At 50.8% G+C, this 19,200-nt stretch carries 19 protein-coding genes; 6 read left to right on the top strand and 13 right to left on the bottom strand.

All coding sequences use genetic code 11. The annotated features are described in order from the left end of the window. Positions 1–35: 35 nt before the first annotated feature. Positions 36–626: a GTP cyclohydrolase II gene (gene ribA / locus On2M_RS16275; RefSeq protein ID WP_003020601.1), complete on the bottom strand. Its 591-nt coding sequence runs from the start codon at positions 624–626 to the stop codon at positions 36–38. Positions 627–828: 202 nt separating this feature from the next. Between ribA and pgpB the strand changes: the two genes are divergently transcribed. The 5 genes from pgpB (at position 829) to yciH (ending at position 4,482) form a co-directional block, all read left to right on the top strand. Beyond that, on the top strand, positions 829–1,593 hold the full coding sequence (gene pgpB, locus On2M_RS16270) for a phosphatidylglycerophosphatase B (RefSeq protein WP_151219363.1): 765 nt from the start codon (positions 829–831) through the stop codon (positions 1,591–1,593). Between the two features lie 149 nt (positions 1,594–1,742). Then, on the top strand, positions 1,743–2,051 hold the full coding sequence (locus On2M_RS16265; RefSeq protein WP_210905159.1) for a LapA family protein: 309 nt from the start codon (positions 1,743–1,745) through the stop codon (positions 2,049–2,051). Between the two features lie 6 nt (positions 2,052–2,057). Then, entirely contained in the window at positions 2,058–3,227 is a 1,170-nt protein-coding gene (gene lapB, locus On2M_RS16260) for a lipopolysaccharide assembly protein LapB (protein ID WP_151219362.1), read from the top strand. A 190-nt stretch (positions 3,228–3,417) separates the two neighbouring features. Then, positions 3,418–4,155: an orotidine-5'-phosphate decarboxylase gene (pyrF, locus tag On2M_RS16255; RefSeq protein ID WP_151225517.1), complete on the top strand. Its 738-nt coding sequence runs from the start codon at positions 3,418–3,420 to the stop codon at positions 4,153–4,155. Further along, positions 4,156–4,482 (top strand): stress response translation initiation inhibitor YciH, encoded by a 327-nt coding sequence (gene yciH / locus On2M_RS16250; protein WP_151219360.1) that lies wholly within the window; start codon positions 4,156–4,158, stop codon positions 4,480–4,482. A 107-nt stretch (positions 4,483–4,589) separates the two neighbouring features. On the opposite strand, the gene osmB is transcribed toward yciH, so the two are convergent. The 7 genes from osmB to fabI form a co-directional block, all read right to left on the bottom strand. Then, complete coding sequence (gene osmB / locus On2M_RS16245; protein WP_003020583.1) at positions 4,590–4,808, bottom strand: osmotically-inducible lipoprotein OsmB; 219 nt, start codon at positions 4,806–4,808, stop codon at positions 4,590–4,592. A gap of 267 nt (positions 4,809–5,075) precedes the next feature. After that, on the bottom strand, positions 5,076–5,828 hold the full coding sequence (locus On2M_RS16240; RefSeq protein ID WP_151225515.1) for a DNA-binding transcriptional regulator YciT: 753 nt from the start codon (positions 5,826–5,828) through the stop codon (positions 5,076–5,078). Positions 5,829–5,923: 95 nt separating this feature from the next. Further along, positions 5,924–6,115 carry a hypothetical protein gene (locus tag On2M_RS16235; protein ID WP_187252343.1) on the bottom strand — a complete coding sequence of 64 codons (192 nt, stop codon included), beginning with the start codon at positions 6,113–6,115 and terminating at the stop codon, positions 5,924–5,926. A 173-nt stretch (positions 6,116–6,288) separates the two neighbouring features. Beyond that, the gene (pdeR, locus tag On2M_RS16230; RefSeq protein ID WP_210905158.1) at positions 6,289–8,280 is read right to left on the bottom strand and encodes a cyclic di-GMP phosphodiesterase; all 1,992 of its coding nucleotides are present in this window, start codon (positions 8,278–8,280) and stop codon (positions 6,289–6,291) included. Between the two features lie 266 nt (positions 8,281–8,546). Then, positions 8,547–10,481, bottom strand: a complete 1,935-nt coding sequence (locus On2M_RS16225) for an exoribonuclease II (RefSeq protein ID WP_210905157.1) — start codon at positions 10,479–10,481, stop codon at positions 8,547–8,549. Positions 10,482–10,570: 89 nt separating this feature from the next. Then, positions 10,571–11,716, bottom strand: coding sequence for a carboxymuconolactone decarboxylase family protein (locus On2M_RS16220; RefSeq protein ID WP_210905156.1), 1,146 nt, complete (start codon positions 11,714–11,716; stop codon positions 10,571–10,573). A gap of 199 nt (positions 11,717–11,915) precedes the next feature. After that, entirely contained in the window at positions 11,916–12,704 is a 789-nt protein-coding gene (fabI, locus tag On2M_RS16215) for an enoyl-ACP reductase FabI (protein ID WP_187252345.1), read from the bottom strand. Positions 12,705–13,153: 449 nt separating this feature from the next. On the opposite strand from fabI, the gene On2M_RS16210 reads away from it, so the two are divergent. Continuing rightward, complete coding sequence (locus tag On2M_RS16210; protein ID WP_210905155.1) at positions 13,154–13,843, top strand: EAL domain-containing protein; 690 nt, start codon at positions 13,154–13,156, stop codon at positions 13,841–13,843. Between the two features lie 40 nt (positions 13,844–13,883). Here the strand turns inward: On2M_RS16210 and sapF are convergent, their stop codons facing one another. The 5 genes from sapF to sapA are packed head-to-tail and all read right to left on the bottom strand — an operon-like array spanning position 13,884 to position 19,166. Continuing rightward, positions 13,884–14,690, bottom strand: coding sequence for a peptide ABC transporter ATP-binding protein SapF (sapF, locus tag On2M_RS16205; RefSeq protein ID WP_151219354.1), 807 nt, complete (start codon positions 14,688–14,690; stop codon positions 13,884–13,886). A 1-nt stretch (position 14,691) separates the two neighbouring features. After that, complete coding sequence (gene sapD / locus On2M_RS16200) at positions 14,692–15,684, bottom strand: peptide ABC transporter ATP-binding protein SapD (RefSeq protein ID WP_003020556.1); 993 nt, start codon at positions 15,682–15,684, stop codon at positions 14,692–14,694. After that, positions 15,684–16,574, bottom strand: coding sequence for a peptide ABC transporter permease SapC (gene sapC, locus On2M_RS16195; protein WP_151219353.1), 891 nt, complete (start codon positions 16,572–16,574; stop codon positions 15,684–15,686). The genes sapD and sapC overlap by 1 nt, the downstream gene beginning before the upstream one ends. Continuing rightward, positions 16,561–17,526, bottom strand: a complete 966-nt coding sequence (gene sapB, locus On2M_RS16190) for a peptide ABC transporter permease SapB (RefSeq protein WP_151219352.1) — start codon at positions 17,524–17,526, stop codon at positions 16,561–16,563. Before sapB ends, sapC begins: the two co-directional genes overlap by 14 nt. Continuing rightward, positions 17,523–19,166 carry an ABC transporter substrate-binding protein SapA gene (gene sapA / locus On2M_RS16185; RefSeq protein ID WP_151219351.1) on the bottom strand — a complete coding sequence of 548 codons (1,644 nt, stop codon included), beginning with the start codon at positions 19,164–19,166 and terminating at the stop codon, positions 17,523–17,525. The genes sapB and sapA overlap by 4 nt, the downstream gene beginning before the upstream one ends. Between the last annotated feature and the right edge of the window lie 34 nt (positions 19,167–19,200).

Below are 19,200 nucleotides of genomic sequence, written 5' to 3'. Positions count from 1 at the left end.
GCGAGAGCAGGCTTTTTTACAGGCGGTGACAACGCTTACTTGCCCAGCAAATGTCCCATCTTGGCGGCTTTAGTGTCCAGATAATGTTCATTGTTTGGGTTACGGCCTACAATTAGCGGTACGCGTTCAACGATATTGATTCCCGCTTCGGTCAGAATCTCCACTTTCTTCGGGTTATTGGTCAGTAAACGTACTTCGTCCACACCCAGCAGTTTGAACATATCTGCACACAGCGTGAAATCGCGCTCGTCTGCTGCAAATCCCAACTGATGATTTGCTTCAACGGTATCATAACCTTGGTCCTGCAACGCGTAAGCGCGAATTTTGTTGAGCAGGCCAATGTTGCGCCCTTCCTGACGGTGATAAAGCAGAATACCACGCCCTTCTTCAGCAATGTGGGTGAGTGCTGCTTCAAGCTGGAAACCACAATCGCAACGCAGACTAAACAACGCATCGCCGGTCAGACATTCGGAGTGGACGCGAGCCAGGACAGGCGTTTGGCCTGTAATATCGCCAAAAACCAGGGCGACATGATCGTGTCCGGTTGCCAGTTCTTCAAATCCCACCATCAGGAAATCACCCCAGGGGGTCGGCAGTTTGGCTTCTGCCACACGTTTAAGCTGCATGTAATTCTCCAGATTATGCTGGCACTCGTCGTGCCGTCGCCTGTCGGCTTCTGTTCTGTATTGCACTATTTTGCCATAAGGCAGCGACGTTCACCTAATCGTGGCAACGGATTCATTTTTGGAATGGCACAAAATTGTCAATTTTCCCAGCATACGTATTTTTCAGTTATGATTGTGAGACTTATCGACAAAAGGAGAGGCAATGCTTTCAATTGCAAAGCGTACGGCAGTTGGCGCCGGACTGCTACTGATCATGCCGGTTACCGTATGGGTATCAGGCTGGAACTGGCAGCCGGGACACAATGTCTGGTGGTTAAAAACCCTGTACTGGATAACAGAAACGGTGACGCAGCCGTGGGGAATTATCACTCACGTTGCGCTCTGTGTATGGTTTCTCTGGTGCCTGCGTTTTCGTCTTAAAGCCGCGATAATGCTGTTTGCTATCCTGGCGGCGGCAATTTTAGTGGGGCAGGGCGTGAAGTCCTGGGTAAAAGACAGAGTGCAAGAGCCAAGACCCTTTGTTGTGTGGCTGGAAAAAACGCACCATATTCCGGTTGATGAGTTCTACACTTTAAATCGTAAAGATCGCGGGCACTTAGTTAAAGAACAATTGGCTGAACAACAGGATATTCCAACGTTTTTACGCAAGCACTGGCAGAAAGAAACGGGCTTTGCCTTTCCGTCCGGGCATACGATGTTTGCCGCCAGTTGGGCTTTACTGGCCGTAGGACTGTTATGGCCGCGCAGACGTACGCTGACGATTGTGTTTTTGCTTATCTGGGCGACGGGTGTTATGGGTAGCCGTTTGCTGTTGGGCATGCACTGGCCGCGTGATTTGGTCGTTGCAACGCTGATTTCGTGGCTGCTGGTGACGCTGGCAACATGGCTCGCGCAGCGAGTATGCGGACCATTAACGCCGCCTGTGCAGGAGGCAAAAGAAATCGCGCAACGTGAGCAAGAAAGCTAGCTATGATTGATTTTTCAAATTTTGCCCTTAAATCAGAATGCGGAAAGCGCTTTTCCATTTCGCACTCGTTGTGAAAATGGTAATTTAAAGGGCTCAACGCGGTAAGTTGTACACGATTTATTCGCTTAAACCACATAACGGGAAGTAATGTGAAATATTTACTCATTTTCTTACTGGTGTTGGCGATTTTTGTTATCTCGGTGACATTAGGTGCGCAAAACGATCAACAGGTTACGTTTAATTACCTGTTGGCTCAGGGTGAGTATCGTATCTCTACGCTGCTTGCTGTATTGTTTGCCGCAGGTTTTGCCATTGGTTGGTTAATTTGCGGCCTGTTCTGGCTGAAGGTTCGTGTATCTCTTGCACGCGCCGAACGTAAAACCAAACGACTGGAAAACCAGCTTGCGCCTGCGACCGACGTTGCGGTATCTGCCGATTCGTCGGTTGTGAAGGAATAATTATTTATGTTGGAGTTGTTGTTTCTGCTTTTACCTGTAGCTGCTGCCTATGGGTGGTATATGGGTCGCAGAAGTGCGCAACAAACCCGGCAGGATGAAGCTAACCGTCTCTCCCGCGACTATGTCGCTGGGGTTAACTTCCTTCTGAGCAACCAACAAGATAAAGCGGTGGATTTGTTCCTCGATATGCTAAAAGAGGATACAGGCACCGTTGAGGCTCATCTCACCCTCGGAAACCTGTTCCGCTCTCGCGGTGAAGTCGATCGTGCAATCCGCATCCATCAAACGCTGATGGAAAGTGCCTCACTGACCTACGAGCAGCGTTTGCTGGCCGTACAGCAGTTGGGGCGCGACTACATGGCCGCGGGTCTGTACGACCGAGCTGAAGACATGTTCAATCAGCTTACCGATGAAACAGACTTTCGCGTTGGCGCATTGCAGCAACTACTGCAAATTTATCAGGCAACCAGCGAATGGCAAAAAGCCATTGATGTGGCGGAACGTCTGGTGAAGCTTGGTAAAGATAAGCAGCGCATTGAGATAGCGCATTTTTACTGCGAACTGGCCTTACAGCAAATGGGTAACGACGATATGGATCGTGCCATGACGTTGTTGAAAAAAGGGGCCGCGGCAGACAAAAACAGTGCACGGGTATCCATCATGATGGGCCGCGTGTATATGGTGAAAGGCGATTACGCCAAGGCGGTTGAAAGCCTGCAGCGGGTGATTTCCCAGGATAAAGAGCTGGTCAGCGAAACGCTGGAAATGCTACAAAGCTGCTACCAGCATCTGGGGAAAAACGATGAGTGGGCAGAGTTCTTACGTCGGGCCGTTGAGGAGAATACTGGCGCCGCTGCTGAGTTAATGTTGGCCGATATCCTTGAAGCACGTGAAGGGACTGATACCGCACAGGTTTACATCACGCGTCAGCTTCAACGCCATCCTACAATGCGCGTGTTCCACAAGCTGATGGATTATCATCTCAACGAAGCAGAAGAAGGGCGTGCCAAAGAGAGCCTGATGGTTTTGCGTGATATGGTTGGGGAGCAGGTGCGCAGCAAACCACGCTACCGCTGTCAGAAATGCGGATTTACTGCATATACGCTGTACTGGCACTGCCCGTCCTGCCGTTCATGGTCAACCATTAAGCCTATTCGCGGACTTGATGGGCTGTAGTTTTTAAAAAAACCTCACTTTAGTTACAACATACTAATTGAGGTATGATAAATCCATCCTCAACCTCCGCTGCCTATTCGCCTGGCAGAAATGTAATCGCGCCTGTTAATTTTCTATTACCGCAGGTAGAATGCACGCCGTTTACCCATTTTGCGCCACTGCCGGCGCCCATCTTCAAGAAGGTCTGGTCATGACGTTTACTGCTTCATCTTCTTCTCGTGCTGTTACTGATTCTCCTGTCGTTGTCGCTCTCGATTATGCTAATCGTGATAAAGCATTAGCTTTTGTCGACAGAATTGATCCTCGTGATTGCCGTTTGAAAGTGGGCAAAGAGATGTTCACGCTTTTTGGACCTCAGCTGGTCCGCGATCTTCAGCAGCGTGGTTTTGACGTCTTTCTTGATTTGAAATTCCATGATATTCCCAATACCACCGCCCATGCGGTTGCAGCTGCGGCCGATCTTGGTGTGTGGATGGTTAACGTTCATGCCTCTGGTGGGGCGCGTATGATGACTGCAGCCCGTGAAGCTTTAGCGCCGTTTGGTAAGGATGCGCCGCTGCTAATTGCGGTGACGGTTCTGACCAGTATGGAAGCCAGCGATCTTGCCGACCTTGGCGTGACGTTGTCACCTGCCGAGCATGCTGAAAGACTGGCTCGTCTCACTCAAAACTGTGGCCTGGATGGGGTCGTATGCTCAGCGCAAGAAGCGGTACGATTCAAGCAGGCCTTTGGTCAGGCATTTAAGCTGGTGACGCCGGGAATTCGTCCTGAAGGTAGCGAGGCGGGCGATCAGCGCCGTATTATGACGCCAGAACAGGCGCAGTTAGCCGGTGTGGATTACATGGTGATTGGTCGTCCGGTCACGCAGTCGGTCGACCCAGCTCAGACGCTGAAGACGATCAATGCCTCCCTGAAACGAGGTGCATAAATGAATGATTCAAACTCTCGCCTGGTCTACTCAACCGATTCCGGGCGTATTGATGAACCGAAAACGGCGCCTGAGCGTCCAAAAGGCGATGGCATTGTGCGTATCCAACGTCAGACCAGTGGGCGCAAAGGCAAGGGGGTGTGTTTGATCACCGGTGTTGATCAAGATGATGCCGAACTGGCCAAATTAGCGGCGGAATTGAAGAAAAAGTGTGGTTGCGGCGGAGCAGTAAAGGATGGCGTGATTGAGATACAGGGTGATAAACGCGACCTGATTAAATCGCTGCTGGAAGCCAAAGGAATGAAAGTTAAGCTGGCAGGCGGTTAATAAAAAAAGCCACGGTATTGATCCGTGGCTTTTTAAGAATAACGATTTTAATCGTAATGACCTGAAAAAAGTAAACGTATTATTATACCGAGCCAGTCAACCGTAGATTATTTACCCACCTGGTGGCCAATAATACCACCTACTGCAGCACCACCCAGCGTACCAAGCGTGCTACCGTCAGTCAGGACTGCACCACCTATTGCACCTGCACCAGCACCGATTGCGGTGTTACGATCGCGTTTGGACCAGTTAGAGCAGGCGCTCAGCGACATTGCCAGAGTAATCGCCAGAATGGCAGCGGTCATTTTTTTGCTCGTTACTAACATAATACTTTCTCCTGAATTATTGATTCACGGAATCCAGTGTTCTTTAAGAATAGCGCTAAATTAAGACTATCGAAGATATTTCCGTGAAACCGTTTAGCGAAGGCATACAAACACTATCCTGAAGTTGGATGTTCGTTCCTGTTATATCGCTAACATTAATTTTACGACTTTATCCTGTTAACGACAGGTAAAAAGTCTTAATTGGACTGTCAGATAACTCTCAGAGAGCAGATGATTTGCCTGTCAACAAACCATCTGCTGAAGATATTATGGGTGGGTATCAATGATATTGACGGTTAACCCTGAATGCTCGAGCTGCATTTGTACGCTGGCACTAAGTCCAGAGTCCGTCACTACGCGACTGAATCGCTCTAACGGACCCAGCGTGTAAGGGTGAATGGCTTCGAATTTTGAGCTGTCGGTAAGTACAATAACTTCTGCGCCTTTTTCCAGCACCGCGTTAACCACGTCAGAACGCATCATGTCGCGTCCGGTAAAACCGGTATCAGCTTGCCAGCCATCGATGCCGATAAAGGCCTTGCTGAAGTGTACCTGCTGGATAAACTGGCGTGTTAAGGGACCGACCATACTCTCGCTTTTTTTCTGATAAATGCCACCGAGAAGAATCACTTCGCAAGGCGTTTCTTTGAGCAAATGAGCAATGTAGCTGCTCACAGTAATGATGGTGACATCTTTTTGCTCTGCCAACGTTCTGGCCAGAAGGGCATTGCTGCTGCCGTTCTCAATAAATACGGATTCACCAGGGCTGACCAGCGATGCGGCGAATTCAGCCAGTTCACGCTTCAGGGTGAAATTGGTCATCATGCGCGTTTCAACGTCATCGCTGTTCAGTGAAACAGCAAAACCATGCGCTCGGCGTAAATAACTCTGTTTTTCCAGCGTGTTCAGATCCTGTCGAATCGTCACTTCTGAAACTCCGGTGATTTTTGCCAGATCGGCGACGCTCATCTGACCTTTATCTGTCACCATCTGCAAAATAGATTGTTGTCGGGAATTCATAGTATTAATTTTATTGCGATATCGTATAGGAATTTAAACGGAAACTGCATTACCTGCAGTTCGCTGATAGCAGCGACATCAAAAGAACAATGTCATCAGATCTCCCACGGAGCCTTATGCTTTTTCGCCAAAGATTCGGCATCTTCTTTGATCGTGTTTAACAGCTCAGTCTTAAGAATTTCAAGATTGTGGATGGCTGAGTGGTAATCACCTGCAACGAGGATATCCAGCACGGTATCAATACGTTCGGCCAGACGCTGAGCGTCGATATCAGACATGGTTGTCATCCTAATGGCAATAGAGTTTGAATTTCATGATGCAGAATTTCATGGCAAAAGAGAAGGGAAAAATAGTATTAAGCAGAACGATTGAAGAATATTATATATTCTGTGATTACATGCAGATAGGTTCCTCATCTCATATCCACTTATGATTATTCACTACGTGTAACCTCTCTGCATTAGCGCATTTTTTTATTCAGATGTCGTCGATACCAACGCTCAAATGCGGCGGCCGGCATTGGTTTGGCGAATAAAAAACCCTGACGCTCATTGACGCCATTTTTGGTCAGAAACGCATCCTCTTTCGCGCTTTCCACACCTTCAGCAATCACCTGTAGGTTGAGCGCCTGTGCGACCGCAACAATGGCCCGTACCAGCGATTGTGAAATCGATTGTTTGTGTACATCTCTGACAAAGGTTTGATCCAGTTTTATTGCATCAAGCGGGAAGCGAGCCAGTTGGGACAGCGACGAATAACCGGTACCAAAATCATCTAAATGGATTTGCGCACCTAACTGGCTAAACTGCTGAATCACGGACAGCGCCAGTTGCTCATTTTCAATCAAACTACTTTCTGTTAACTCAACATCGATAGGGCAATACTCAAAATCAAGTTCGTGAAGTACTTGCTTAAGCGCGGTAAAAAGCGTCTGGTCGGCGAGCTGTCTGGCAGAAACGTTTACCGCCACACGTAGGTTTATGCCCTTGGCGCGCCATTTCGCGACCTGGCGCACAACATCGAGAATAACCCAACGACCCAGCGGGACGATAAGCCCCGATTCTTCGGCATAGGAGATAAATTCCAGCGGTGGAATGAGGCCGCGTTCCGGAGATTGCCAGCGAACCAGAGCCTCAAGGCTACGTACTTCGCCGCGCCAGGTTATCTTTGGCTGATAGTGGATAACCAGTTGATCGTTTTCCAGTGCCTTACGCAGATTGGTATCCAGCCACAGATATTCAAATACCCGCTGATTCATTTCCGGGGAGAAGACACAAAGCTGCCCGCGACCGCCTTCTTTCGCAGTGTACATGGCAGTATCCGCGTTACGAATAACGCTCTCGCAGTCCTGACCATGCTGTGGTGCGAGGGAAATACCAATAGAGCATCCGGTATAGATTTCAATCAGGCCGATGCGAAAGGGTTGACGCAGGCGTGTCAGAATACGCGACGCGGTGGCTTCCAGTGAACCCTGGGATGTTTCGGTGGCAAGGACAATGAACTCATCACCGCCAAATCGTGCCAGTAACTGGTTTTCGCCAAGGCAACTGAGGATTGCCAGCGATACGCTTTGCAATAGCTGATCGCCAAACATATGCCCGTAGGCATCGTTTACCTTTTTGAAGTTATCCAGATCGAGGTACACAATCCCGACCTGCATTTCGCCCGCGTTCTCAATCGCATTGCTGATCAGATCATGAATAGCGTTGCGATTGGGTAATCCAGTGATCGAGTCAGTATTCGCCAACAACCGCAAACGCTCCTGGGCGCGGCGTTCTTCAGTGATATCGGTCCCGGAACAGATCAGAAATATTTCGTTCTTTCCGCTACCGTTATGCACAAATTTATTACGAAATAAAAACAGACGCTGTCCTTTACAGGTCTTCACCCAGCGTTCAACTTCATACGAGTTACCTTCGCGAAAAAAGACCTCGATATTGCGTCGTGACGCGGCCGCTTCACGTCGACTCATAAATAATGTGAATACACTTTGGCCAATGACTTCACGTTCTTTGAGTCCGGTATACTCTTCGCAGAGTCGATTAAACCGCTGAATGTTGCCCATGCGATCAAGAATGACAATGACTGAATTGGCTTCAGAAACCACCTGTTCGGCAAAAGAGAGGCCGTGAGCCAGATCACGGGCGACGGAAGGGGTGTCATCCCAGGCGGATGCGCTACCGGCCCATTCACGCTTATTGATTTTTCGGCCGACCAGATGCACGGGAATGTTGTCATCTTCAATTGGTAACGTCATTAATAAACTTGATGTAATTACCGTCATCTCGCGAATGCGATCGGCTTGTTCCGGGGATAATTCGATGGTCTGATCGGCCTCTGACGTTTCTTCGACAGAGAAATGCAGGATGTTGCAATCCTCTGACAAACGCCAGTAAGGGTTATTAGTGCCCACATAGCTATACAACGTAATCAGCTCCCGGACGTCTTTCATGATGTGTACTATCCCGTTTAAAGCGCATAGAGCCTCAAAAGTATGGGTAGCCATGATTCATTCAGGGTGATTATGGCTGAACGTATTGTTTTTTTTATATATTTATGTGTAATCCAGAATCCGTAAAAAGCAAAGCCAGCGGAACTGAAAATAGTAAAAAAATTAAAATTAGCCGAATGAAAGAAGTGTAGTGCGTGGTGGAAATTTGGGCGAAAAAAAGAAAACGACCTTTCACACAATGAGAAAGGTCGTTGGCTTGATGTGTGTTATACCGCTGGGCGCGCAATAACGCTGCGGGTTTCCATCCGTACTTCAGCGATAGTTACGTCAATCACATCCGTGACTTTGTAAACAACTTCACCTTTAATTTGCACGGTGCCGCTTTCCTGGCTGCATACCAGTTCGTCACGAACGGCGTGCAGGAACGGGGCTGGAATAAATGCAACAGCGCCATTATCAACTAAGCGTACGCGCATGCCACCGCGGCTGACGTCAATGATCTCAGCCGCAAAGCGGGTGTCGGTACCGGCTTTGTCACTCAGGAAACGGGCGTATAACCAGTCTCCCACATCACGCTCAGCCATTCGGTTCAGGCGACGACGTTCCGCCATTTGCACGGTGGTATCATCCTGAGGGCGGGCGATGGATTCACCTTTGATGACGGCCTTGAGCAGACGGTGGTTGATCATGTCGCCATACTTACGAATCGGAGAGGTCCAGGTGGCGTAAGCCTCCAGACCCAGTCCAAAGTGCGGACCTGGCTCGATACTTATTTCAGCGTAAGACTGGAAGCGGCGAATGCGGCTGTCGAGGAAACCGGAAGGCTGTGCATCAAGTTCGCGACGCAGTTTGCAGAAACCTTCCAGCGTCAGAACTTCCTCAGCATCCACGTGCATACCATGGGTTTTCAGCAGCGCAGCCAGCGCGTCGGCGTTCGCAGGATCGAATCCCATATGGACGTTATAAATCCCGAAGCCCAACTTGTCGCGAAGTACTCGGGCGGCGCAAATGTTTGCCGCAATCATGGACTCTTCCACAATACGGTTAGCGATGCGGCGCGGCTCAGCGACGATGTCCAGCACTTCGCCTTTTTCACCCAGAACGAAACGATAATCCGGGCGATCTTTAAATACCAGCGCATGGTTATGACGCCATTCACCGCGGCTGAGGCAAATACGATGCAGCAGGCGAATTTGCTCAGCAATCGCCTCATTTTCAGGCTGCCAGTTACCCGCGCCCTCCAGCCAGTCGGAGACGTTGTCGTAGACCAGCTTCGCTTTCGATTCAATCATTGCGGCGAAGAAGATGATGTTGTCTTCAATCGCGCCATCTTCGGCGATGGTCATACGACAGGCCAGAACCGGACGCACTTCATTTGCACGCAGAGAACACAAATCGTCAGACAGTTCACGCGGCAGCATTGGGATATTGAACCCTGGCAGATAGTTAGTAAACGCGCGAACTTTTGCCGTTTTGTCCAGCTTGCTGTCTTCAGCAATCCATGCTGTAGGGTCAGCAATGGCGACGGTTAACTGCAGTTTGCCGTCGGCCAGTTCTTCAGCATATAGCGCATCATCCATATCTTCGGTGCTGGCGCTGTCGATGGTAACAAAGTTGAGGGCGGTTAAGTCCTGGCGTACCAAACCCTCATCCAGCATCTCAGTTGCCACACCGTCAGGTGCTTCTTTTTCAAGATTATGACGTGCCAGCGTCACCCACCACGGAACAAAGTGGTCATCAGCAAACGTGATAAATTGGGTTAGCTCGGCATAGAAGGTGCGATCGCCTTTCAGCGGGTGGCGGCGCATTTCAGCGACGGCCCAGTCACCTTCTTTAAATTCATGCTCAACACCGCGGGCGGCACGGCAAGGGATAGCATCTTTCAGTAACGGATGATCCGGCACGATGGCGAGACGGTCATTTTTGCCCTGAACTTTACCCACGAAGCGCGTCAGGAAGGGTTCAATCAGTTCTTCCGGCTCGGCAGATTCACGATCTTTTTCGGTATGGATAACGGCAACAATGCGGTCGCCATGCATCACTTTTTTCATCTGCGGCGGCGGAATGAAATAGCTTTTTTGTGCATCGACTTCGAGGAAGCCAAAGCCTTTTTCCGTGGCTTTTACCACCCCTTCAGCACGTGGCGTCTGGGAATGCAGTTGCTGTTTAAGCTGCGCTAGCAGCGGGTTGTCCTGAAGCATAATTGTCTATTTTCGTGGCTAAAAGAGCGGCTGACAGTTTTACGCGATTCTATCAGTTGCGGCAAGCGCTCTTTCAGTAAGTGGATCGGTTAACAAGTCTCGCCCAGCGCGATTTTCAAGCGATTCAACCATCCGCACAATCCGCTCCAGGTGAGCAGGTTAATAGCCTGCTCCGAAGAGAGCCCCTGATCGAACAAAGGCGTTAACAATGCGGCGCTAAAGCGGTCGGGCGCTCGTGTCAACCATTGTACCGCTTGCAGGGTGGCGCGCTCAACCGGATGTCGTTGTTCCCAACGCTGTAATTCACGTTCATCCAGGCGAAGCAGGGCGATAACGTCGACTAATTCATTTGCTGTATGCGCCTGCTCGTTAAAGCAGGCTACGCTGCCGTTAATTCGTGACGTCATCAGCGCCGCCAGTGAAAATGCCTGTACTGATACAGCGCTGCGCCGGGCACTGGAAATCAACGTCGTGAGTAAATCCAAAATGACCGGTGCATGTATCAGTAATGGCACCAAGGCTTGCAGCTCATCCGGATACGCTCTGGCAGTGTTCTCATCATGGGGGAGGTATTTTTCGATCGGGAATGGTGCAGCATGCCAGGTTGTGTTTGTGGCGCTGAAGGATGAAGCCTGAGCGAACTGCTGTATATCCAGCCCTGGTATTCGCCGTAGCGGGTGACCAGACCAGGCCTGAAACAGGGCCACGGTTCGGGCCTGAAAACCGACGAAGCCGATGATTTGATTCATCAGAATATTATCGCTGGTGGTCAGTCCGACCGCCTCCAGATGCTGACGGTCGCGTTCGCCTATCACGTCAGGAGAGCGGGCAAGTTGGCGAGCATATTGGGTGATTTGCGCCAGTCGATAGTTACTTTCCCGCGAGGAGTCCGGACCAGGAAGTGGTGTTAAACGCGCGGCATAGTGATTACATAATCGCTGGACGCCATACACCTGAGCGACGGTCAGGGCTGTACTCATCCGTTCATAGGCGCTGAACGTATGCATCTGATTCAGGTTTTCATGAGCCGGGAAGAGCGTCAGGGCAAGTTTACGGGCAGGGGTTAACCAGGATTCAAAGGGCGAAAGAGCGTCATCAGGTAATGCCAGATCCAGTAAAAAGCTGTCGTCGACATGAGCGGCTTCCGGCACCAGCGGCAGAACTTTTTGCGGATACGTGCTGGATTGCGTCTCATGATACCAGTGGCTTTTACCTTCAATTCGGCGTTGTTCCATGGGCGTTCCTTGGTCTAAAAGTGGCGACCCGGACTCGTCGTCATACTACTACGCCGGATCGTTTGCGCTGCAATATCCTGACGTAAGCGGATGAGGGGATAAAAGATTGTTACGTGATAATAAATATCAGAAAGGCATATGTGGTGGCTGACAGAGGAGAGTCATGGGCGGCACAAAACCGCCCATCGAGATCTTAGGCTTATTTAAGTTCCAGCTCGTTCATTGCGGCGATACTGAAGCCACCGTCAACGTGAACTACTTCACCAGAGATACCGGCAGCGAGATCGGAGCACAGAAATGCTGCGGAGTTGCCCACATCTTCAATGGTAACGGTGCGGCGAATCGGCGTAACCGCTTCACAGTGCGCCAGCATTTTACGAAAATCTTTAATGCCAGAAGCGGCGAGTGTACGGATTGGACCTGCGGAAATGGCGTTCACTCGCACGCCTTCAGGCCCCATCGCGTTGGCCATATAACGCACGTTCGCTTCCAGAGAGGCTTTCGCCAGACCCATCACGTTGTAGTTAGGGATGGCACGCTCTGCGCCCAGATAGGATAGGGTCAGCAGCGCAGAACCCGGATTCAGCATGGAACGGCAGGCTTTTGCCATCGCCACAAAGCTGTAAGCGCTGATGTCATGAGCAATTTTAAAACCCTCTCGGGTGACTGCATTCACATAGTCGCCATCCAGTTGGTCAGCAGGCGCGAAGCCAATGGAATGAACGAAACCGTCGAATTTAGGCCAGGCTTTGCTCAGCTCAGCAAACATTGCGTCAATACTGGCGTCTTCCGCCACATCACACTGCAGTGTGATACTGGAACCCAGTTGAGCTGCAAATTCTTCCACGCGGCCTTTCAGTTTGTCGTTCTGCCAGGTGAAAGCGAGTTCTGCGCCTTCGCGATGCATTGCCTGGGCGATTCCCCAGGCAATGGACAATTTGCTGGCAAGACCTGTTATCAGAATGCGCTTACCGGAAAGAAAACCCATAGTTTAATCCTTATGGCGATTGTTTATCTTTTATTAATCAATAAGTCATCATTGGAATTGCGTGAACGTCCTGCATTGGTCTGAAGTTATCTCCACCCCTGTCTCTTATTGAATGGTAATCAGTCCTGAGTGACCTTCCGCTCTCCAATACAGGCGTGGAGTATACCACTCTGGCCGGGGTCTGCCTCATCCAACCCACGATCCAACGGAGTAGTTGAGAAAGAATAAAATGCATCGATACACAGGTATTAAAAGACAATCTGTCTTCACTAGCTTATGATTTAACTTATGGCAATACTGGAACATTCTTAAAATACATAAACGTATAATATTCAATAAGTTATTATATATTGCTTTTATCGATCAATATTGATTCATTGATCGATATTATTGATTGATTGTGATTAAAAGTGCATTATCAGGACGTTATGATCAATTGGAGTGGTCTTATGCACTATCATTTCATCGCGGAACAGATGAGAGACACCACTGATACATTACTGGGTGTAGAGATGAGCGCCCGGTTTGTTTCAGATACGGTTCTGCCGTTATATCCAGAGCTCATCATTTCAGCGTGGAATAGCGAACAAAAGCGTAATTTCATGCTCGAGCAAATTCGATTAATTGCTGAAAAGCGTGATTGGTTTGAGAACCACAACCTTTTCTGTACCCTAAACCTCATTGAAGAAATGGCGCTGCTGGCGATTGGCGACCCGATCATCAAATCAGCACTACGTGCAATGCCTTTTATTGCACTCGAACTTTCAGAACGTTTCCTGACGAATACCCTGTGCCTGAATGATCTGCTGATTAATTCGCTTTGCGATGGCCCAAACGCCTTATGGCTGGGCGATCTTGGATCCGGCAGCGTTGGAGCCAGTCCACTGGTTTGCGGCCAGTTTGACGTTGTGAAACTGGATCGTGGGTTTTTCCTTGAACAGGTTGAAAAACCGATGTTCCCGGTGTTGATTAAAAACATCCGTGAATACTGCAACCGTATTGCGGTAGAGGGTGTGGAAACAGCACGTCTTATCGACGAGGCAGGCGCTGCGGGCGTATGGGTGATGCAGGGAACCCTTTTCCCTTCGGTTGCGTTTACTGACGTTGATACACTGCTCTTACCCAGTCTTTACCACTGATTGCAAATTGGCCCTCCGGTTGAGGAGGGCTGCAATTTTGCTAGCGATCTTTTCGCCAGGCATCAGCGGTAAGCGCTTCGCCGAAATGACCGGCAATCAGGCGGCGGGTAAGTTCGTGCAGCGGGGAGGCCAGAACATCCGCTGTACTGCCGCGTTCAACCACTTCGCCCTGGTGCATGACCAATACCTGATCGCTGATATGTTTCATCATGCCGATGTGTTGGGTTACATAGATATACGATATTCCCTGTTTTTCCTGTAATTCCAGCATCAGGTTGATGAGCTGTGAACGCATCGACATGTCCAGAGAGGCCAGGGCTTCGTCAGCGATAATGACTTTTGGACGCAAAATGAGCGCACGAGCAAGGCCCAGACGCTGTTTTTGCCCTGGGGCTAGCATATGCGGGTAGTAGCTTACGTGATCGGGCAGTAGCCCAACCATGCGCATGGTTTCAACGATCTGCTTACGGCGCTGTTCAGGTTCAAGGTCGGTATTCAGACGTAGCGGGAAATCGAGGATTTGCGAGATACGCTGCCGTGGATTGAGCGACGTTGACGGATCCTGGAAAATCATACGGATACGCTGGCTGCGGAATGAATAATCGCCATATTTTAACGGGTGATCGTCAATCAGTAGCTCACCGCTGGTGGGCTCAATCATACCTGCCAGCATCTTTGCCAGCGTGGACTTGCCGGAACCATTTTCACCAATGATGGCAAGCGTCTGGCGCTCGCGTAGAGTGAAGCTCAGTGGCTTAACGGCCTCAACGGTCTGGCGGCGGAATAAGCCCGTCCGGTAGCGAAAGGTTTTGCTCAGATTACGCACTTCGAGCAGGGTTTCTACCATCTCACTCTCTCTCCATATTCAGCGGGAAATGACAGGCGTAGAGATGATTCTTTGCTCCGGTCAGTCTTGGGGTTTCAATGCATTCGCGCTGAGCATAAGGGCAGCGTGGGCCCAGACGACAACCGATGGGTAATTGTTCTAACAATGGAATGGCTCCTGGCATGGTATTCAGGCGGCTTTTATGCGGCATTGCGCTACCAAAATCAGGAATGGCGCGAATTAGCGCCTGGGTATAAGGATGGTGCGGAATGGTGACCAGATCTTTACTGGGCGCTGTTTCCACCGTTTGTCCGCAGTACATCACGTTGATTTTGTCTGCCCACTGGCTGAGCATTTGCAGGTCATGGCTTATCAACAAAATGGTAGTATTGCTGTTTTGGTTTAGCCGCGTCAGCAGGCGGAAAATTTGCGCCTGGGTGGTGGGTTCCATCGCATTCGTCGGCTCATCGGCAATCAGCAAGCGCGGCTGATTAGCCAATGCGATTGCGATCATCACTTTCTGGCATTCGCCGTCGGTAAGCTCATATGGGAAGCTGCGCATAGCATCTTTATGATCTTTTATTCCGACGCGGTGCAGGAGCTCAATTGCGCGGCGTTTGCGCCAGCCGATGCGCTGCCACCAGCGGCCTTTGTAAGTCCATGCCGGAATATTTTGCATTAGCTGTCGTCCGATCCGCTCGGACGGATCGAGACACGACTGCGGTTCCTGAAAGATCATGGAAACGTTGTGGCCAACCAGCTTGCGTCGTTCACGGGCGGAAAGACGCAGCAGATCGATATCATCAAAGCGCATGCGGTCTGCGGTTACGCGCCAGTTATCTTTAGCAACGCCACAAATGGCTTTGGCGATCAGACTTTTGCCGGATCCAGACTCGCCGACCAGGCCGCGAATTTCACCTTCATTGAGGGTCATGCTGACGCGGTCAACCGCCTTCACCCAGTCGTCGCCGGTCCTGAATTCAATGGTCAGGTTGCGGATATCCAGTAATGGCATTATTCCACCCCCGCAATAATTGCGCGGCGTACGCCGTCACCCAGCAAGTTAACCAGCAGCACGCTTATCATAATCGCTGCGCCTGGCAGCATGACTGTCCACGGTGCGACATAAATCAACTCCAGCGCGTCGCCAAGCATGGCGCCCCATTCTGGTGATGGCAACTGCGCGCCAAGGTCGAGAAAACCCAGCGCGGCGATGTCCAGAATCGCCATCGACAGCGCACGGGTGATTTCAGTAATAAGCCCGGCGGTAATGTTGGGCAGAACGGCAAACCACAGGATATTGAGCGTAGTTGCGCCGTCCAGACGCGCGGCAATAACGTACTCTTTTTCCAGCTCGTCATGCACCATGCTGTAGACGGAGCGGACCATGCGCGGCAGTAATGCCAACCAGACGGCAAACATTGCATGCGTCAGATGCGGCCCGGCAAAGGCCACCACGATGATCGCCAGCAGCAGCGAAGGGATCGAGAGCAAGGTGTCCAGAATATGGTTTAGCACCGCTGAGCGCAAACCGTGCGTCGCACCGGCAACCACGCCCAGCAGCAGACCACACAGCGTGGCGGCGAGGGTGACGACAAACGCGCCACCAACGGTCGGGGCTGCTCCGCTGAGCAGGCGGCTTAGTACGTCACGCCCCAGATCGTCAGTTCCGAGGAAAAATGAGACTTCACCATAGCGCGACCATGAAGGCGGTAAAAGCTGATAACCGAGAAACTGCTGGTCGATGCCATAAGGCGCAAACCAACCACCAAAAATACACAGAATCGCCAATCCCGCGCAGCCATACAGGCCGATCATCGCCGACGCATCGCCGTAGAAATTGCGCCAGGCGGTGCGCAGCGTACCCGGCGGGCGCTTTTCGCTGTAGACGCTATCGTAAGGCATACCATTCCTTATGTTTCAGAGGGTTAGCCATAGCACCCAAAATATCAGAGATGACGTTGACGATGATAACCAGTGAACCAATCACCATGACGCCCGCTGAAATCGCTGCGTAATCCTGCTGGCGAATCGCGTTAATCAGCCAACGGCCAAGGCCTGGCCAGCTAAAGACCATCTCGGTGATCATCGCCAGCGTCAGCATGGTCGAAAACTGTAATCCCAGGCGTGGGATCACCGGCGGAAGGGCATTGTGCAACACGTGGCGACGTAAAATCGTGAACCGCGACAGACCGCGCGTGGCAGCCGCTTTAACGTAGTTTTGATCAAAGACCTCAATGGTGCTGATACGCATCAGGCGAATCACTTCCGTGGTAGGGGCGACGGAAAGCGTTAACACCGGAAGCACCATGTGACGGATTGCGCTGATCAGCATTTCATCACGCCAGGGAGAGGTGGAGATCCACGCATCGATGATGGCAAATCCGGTAACGGGTTTCACTTCGTAGAGCAGATCAAACCGCCCTGAAACGGGAAGCCAGCCCAGGGTCAGTGAGAAGAGCAACGTCAGTAACAATGCCAGCCAAAAAACTGGAATGGAAAATCCCATCAAGGCTAATGCACTGATACAACGGTCCTGCCATTTGTTGCGCGTGATACCAGCCAGCATGCCAACGGGGATGCCGACCATTAGCGCAAAACCAAAGGCCAGAATGCACAATTCCATCGTCGCCGGGAACACCTCCTTCAACTGTTCCGAGATCAACTGGCCGTTAATACTGGACACTCCAAAATCCCAGTGAATGAGGCCATTGAACCAGAACACCCAGGCATTCCACAGCGATGCGCCCTGTAACGGCGCATGAGGTGTGAAGTAGCTCAGGCTGAATCCAATAAAGGTCAGAAAGAACAAGGTGACCAGCAGCAACAAAAATCGACGCAGGGTGAAGATAATCATGGTTTTTTCACCTCATCCTTCTTTTCCCTGGAAACCCCGGCAAAAGAGGCATTGCCGAACGGGCTGAGCACCAGCCCTTTGATATCGTAGCGGTAAGCCTGTAGACGCAGTGAAGAGGCCAGCGGCAGGATCGGTAGTTCTTTCGCAAGAATATTTTGCGCTTCGTCATAGGCATCGATTCGCGATGATAGCTGCTGTGAAGAGAGGGCTTTGCGCAGAATGCGGTCAAACTCCGGATTACACCAGTGGGCGAAGTTGGTCTGCGAGTTGATGGCGGCGCAACTTAGCAACGGTCGGAAAAAACTGTCAGGATCGTTACTGTCCGTCGCCCAACCGGATAACGTCAGATCATGGTTCATATCCATTAATCGCGCCTCCTGAAAACGACCTTCTACCGGAATAATCTTCACTTTCACACCTACCTGAGCCATGTCTGCCTGAATCAGCTCGGCGGTTTTCAGTGGACTTGGGTTCCAGGCCTGAGAGCTGGTGGGAACCCAAAGCTCTAACGTCAGGTTCTCCAGCCCCAGCGCTTTTAACTGTTCGCGCGATTTTGCCGGGTTGTACTCTGTAATTTTAGCCTCGTTGTCATAAGCCCACGAGGCGCGAGGTAAAATAGATGCTGCAGTTTCTGCCGTTCCATAGTAGATGGACTGCATCAACCGTTGGTTGTTAATGGCCAGCGCCAGCGCATGCCGCACATCAGGGTTATTCAACGGCGGTTTATTGGTGTTGAATGCCAGATAGGCAATGTTCATGCCTGGGCGCAGCGTCAGGCGCAGGCGTGGGTCATCACGCAAAATGCTGAGCTGGCTGGCGGCAGGCCAGGCCAGAACGTCGCATTCTCCGGTCAGAAGTTTCGATAGACGTCCGGTGCCGCCGGAGCCAAGGTCCACAACCACCTGCGGCATCAGCGGAGTACCACGCCAGAATTTTTCATGGCGTTGCAGTCGAATATATTGCCCAGCGCGATTCTCAGAAAGCAGGTATGGGCCCGTGCCGACAGGTTGTCTGTCAAGCAGTTCCTGGCGATCCTGTTTTGCCAGCTTAGCCGCATATTCTGCCGACATCACGGAGGCATAATGTGTGGCGAGATGCCATAAGAAGGAGGCATCAGGTTGTGTTAAGCGGAATTCGACGGTGTTGTTGTCCAGTTTGCGTACGCTTTGGACGTTATCGGCAAACTGTAGACTGTCAAAATAGGGGAAACTGCTACCGTTCACATTGTGCCACGGATGCTGGCGATCAAAGATTCGCTCGAAGGTAAATACCACGTCGTCCGCATTCAGTTTGCGGGTGGGGGTAAACCATGCGGTCTTCTGAAACTGTACGTCGCGACGCAGATGGAAGCGGTAAGTTGCGCCGTTATCCAGTACCTCCCAGCTTTCAGCCAGTTCAGGCACGAGTCGATATGTGTACGGGTCGACATCAAGCAGTCGGTCATACAATTGAGCCGCCAGCGTGTCGACGATCAGGCCGCTGCTCGCTTTTTGTGGATTGAAGGTATTGACCTGTCCGCTGACGCAATAGACGAAGCCGCTGTCACGAATATCAGCTTGCGAGGCCTGCTCAGGCGCAGCAACAGCCTGACCACTCAAAAATCCAGCCATCACGATCAGAGATGATAAAACCAGGCGCATAATTTTAAAGGGTTATTTTAAAAGAGGCTATCTT

Origin of the sequence: Citrobacter sp. On2M (assembly GCF_018035235.1) — a bacterium.
Taxonomy (GTDB): domain Bacteria; phylum Pseudomonadota; class Gammaproteobacteria; order Enterobacterales; family Enterobacteriaceae; genus Citrobacter; species Citrobacter meridianamericanus.
The sequence above is the reverse complement of the archived record's forward strand: the minus strand, read 5'-3'. Positions and strand labels throughout refer to the sequence as shown.